4 protein-coding genes and 1 pseudogene are annotated in these 2,464 nt (G+C 62.5%); 3 read left to right on the forward strand and 2 right to left on the reverse strand.

Going from position 1 to position 2,464, the window contains the following annotated elements; genetic code table 11:
- Positions 1-18 precede the first annotated feature (18 nt).
- Positions 19-906, reverse strand: coding sequence for a CBS domain-containing protein (locus TNMX_RS13500; RefSeq protein WP_019551685.1), 888 nt, complete (start codon positions 904-906; stop codon positions 19-21).
- A gap of 176 nt (positions 907-1,082) precedes the next feature.
- Here TNMX_RS13500 and TNMX_RS00150 point away from each other — a divergent pair, with 176 nt between their 5' ends.
- The 3 genes from TNMX_RS00150 to TNMX_RS00160 are packed head-to-tail and all read left to right on the forward strand — an operon-like array spanning position 1,083 to position 2,000.
- Positions 1,083-1,331 (forward strand): AbrB/MazE/SpoVT family DNA-binding domain-containing protein, encoded by a 249-nt coding sequence (locus tag TNMX_RS00150; RefSeq protein WP_019551684.1) that lies wholly within the window; start codon positions 1,083-1,085, stop codon positions 1,329-1,331.
- Entirely contained in the window at positions 1,328-1,762 is a 435-nt protein-coding gene (locus TNMX_RS00155; RefSeq protein ID WP_019551683.1) for a putative toxin-antitoxin system toxin component, PIN family, read from the forward strand. Before TNMX_RS00150 ends, TNMX_RS00155 begins: the two co-directional genes overlap by 4 nt.
- A gap of 52 nt (positions 1,763-1,814) precedes the next feature.
- The gene (locus TNMX_RS00160; RefSeq protein ID WP_052037865.1) at positions 1,815-2,000 is read left to right on the forward strand and encodes a hypothetical protein; all 186 of its coding nucleotides are present in this window, start codon (positions 1,815-1,817) and stop codon (positions 1,998-2,000) included.
- Between the two features lie 120 nt (positions 2,001-2,120).
- On the opposite strand, the pseudogene TNMX_RS12465 reads toward TNMX_RS00160, so the two are convergent.
- Positions 2,121-2,267 (reverse strand): annotated as a pseudogene (locus TNMX_RS12465) (PIN domain-containing protein); the annotation flags it as partial.
- Positions 2,268-2,464 lie beyond the last annotated feature (197 nt).

The raw sequence follows: 2,464 nt of genomic DNA on the forward strand, positions 1-2,464 counted from the left end.
TATGAAATGAAATGGCCTTCACCGCCCCGACCCGGGAAAGGATTCTGCTTCTAGAGCCCGGGTGTTGGGCAGGTTTACCTCCTCCCCCAGGGCCATCTTTTCCGGACGGCCTTTGGCCAGAGTGGAGGCCAGGCTGGCTAGGCGGATGAGGTCATCGGCGGTGGCCCGGGAGCTTCCCGGCCGCTTCTTGCGCCGCCTCCCCCCGGCCACCCCCAGGGACAAGCCCAACCTCTTTTCCCCCACCCTAAGGGGAAGCTTCAGGAGCTCGGGAAGGTGAGGGAGAGCCCGGGCGCGGGGTCGGGGGAAAACCAGGGCAAACTCGTCCCCGGCATACCGGAAGGCTTCTCCCCTGTGTTTACGGGCGAAGGCTGAGAGCCGGCTGGCCACCTCCTTCAGGGCCTGGTCGCCTGCGGTGTGGCCCAGCTGCTTGTTGAGGAGGCCGAAATCGTCCAGATCCACGAAGACCAGGGTGGGATCGATTCCCTTGTCCATGAGACGCTCCAGGTGGCTCCGCAGAAAGTCGGCCCGGGGCAGGCCCGTGAGGGGGTCAAAGCCCTGGCCCAGGGCGAAGGCCAGGGCGCGCTTGGTAAGGATTCCGAGAAGGCGCCCCTCCTCCACCACCAAAAGCCTTTCCACACCTTTCTCCTGCATCAGGGCCTGGGCCTCGAGGAGGCTGGCTTTCGGGGAAATGAAGATGGGAGGGCCTCGGAGGACATCCATGACCACCCGGTTGGGGTGAACCCCCCTGAGGTCCCGGCTGATGATCACGCCCACCAGGGTGCCATCCTCGAGAACCGGAAGGCTTCCGATCCTATGCTGGGCCATGAGGTTGGCCGCTTCCCGTACGCTGGCCCACGGCCTTATTGTCACCGGAGCAGAGGTCATCACCTCCTTGACCTGGACCATGGCTAAGGATCATTCTAGCCGAACCGTGCGCGCCGTATGCAATACAACCTCCACTTGAACCCGCACCACCTGGTCCTCGTTGATAAGGGGAGCCAGCTCTTCCAGGAGAAGCTCCGGTAAGGCCTCCGGGGTCAAGACTCTTAGCAGGAAAGCGATATGTCAGCTATACTGAAAATGTGAAGTTTGTCCTCCAAGTTTCCCCCAGAGGCCAGATTACGCTACCCGCCCCCCTCCGCAAGGCTCTCTCCCTTAAGCCGGGCGATCCCCTGCTGGTGCGCCTGGAAGAGGGACGTTTGGTGTTGGAGCCTGTGTACCTCCTTCCAGTGGAGGCCTACACGGAAGAGCGCATACGGGAGTTTCTCCAGGCTTCCCAGGCTGATGACGAGGAGGTCGCCGCCTTCCGCAGGGCTTGGGGGCTGGAGTGAGGGTGTTTTTGGATGCCAATGTGCTCTTTTCTGCCGCCTTAGGAGGTACGGTTTTTGCCGCTATATGGGCCCTGGCCGAAGCAGAAAAGATCCAGCTTCTCACCAGCCCCTTGTGCCTGGTGGAAGCCCAGTACAACCTGGAGCGGAAGCGGCCTGAAGCCCTACCTCAACTCGGGGCCCTGATGAGGCGTGTGGTCTTGATCCAGGAGCCAGGGGAAGGCGGTTTTCGCCACGAGGGGCCCATGGCAGCCCTGGCGGCGGAACTTCCGGAGAAGGACCAACCGGTGCTTCGGGCGGCCTTATTGGCCCGGGCCCAGGTCCTGCTAACGGGTGACGTCAGGCACTTTGGTCGCTTCATGTCCAGGGAAGACCTGCCCCTTAGGATCATGACCCCAGGGGACTTTATTCGGAAGGTCCGGCCTCCAGGTTGAGCCCAACCGTCGTGCTTCGTCATCCCGGAAAAGGGACGCATCCCTCGCCTTCGTGCGCAAGTCCCTTAGCCTGAAGCTTAGGGAGATCCTAGCTGTGCGCCTCGAGGAGGACAGGGTGGTGCTGGAACCCGTCCCTGTGGAGGTGTACACCGAGGAACGGATGGGGGAGTTCCCGGAGGCCTCTCCCGCCACCCTGGAGGAGATATCTACCTTCCGCAAGGGCTGTGGGCTGGAATGAGTCCGCTCCTAGACCCTTGGATGCTCGGTCATAAGTACCTGGTGATACTCGTTAAGCAGTCAGGTGATCGACGAGTCTTTGTGGAAAAGCCTCCCATCGAGGGCCTTGGCACCGGATGGCTTACCCCTCCGGCCTGAGAAGGACCACCCTGAGCGTCCCCTCATACCGGGCCAGGTCGGCGTCCGCGGTCCAAATCTCCTTCGCCCCCCCTTCCAGGGCCGTGGCCAGGATCAGGGCGTCCACCAAGGGGAGGTGAAGCCCGTGGGAGAGCCGGACCGTCCTCTCCCAGCGCCACGAGCGCCTATGTCCAGGCGGGGCAGGTGGCCCAGGTGACCATCAGCTACACCGTCCGAGTACCCCCCACCGCCGCTGGCATGCGCCTCACCGTGGATTGCCCCACCTGCGATTCCTACCAAAGGAGCAACATCAGGGGTCGTGTAAGGAATTATGTGTAGGAGTTTGTG

Origin of the sequence: Thermus sp. NMX2.A1, from assembly GCF_000511705.1 — a bacterium.
In the GTDB taxonomy this organism is placed as follows: domain Bacteria; phylum Deinococcota; class Deinococci; order Deinococcales; family Thermaceae; genus Thermus; species Thermus scotoductus.

Coding starts and splice junctions, on each gene's coding strand:
- TNMX_RS13500 (WP_019551685.1), bottom strand. CDS start 906: ATGGTCCAGGTCAAGGAGGTGATGACCTCTGCTCCGGTGACAATAAGG.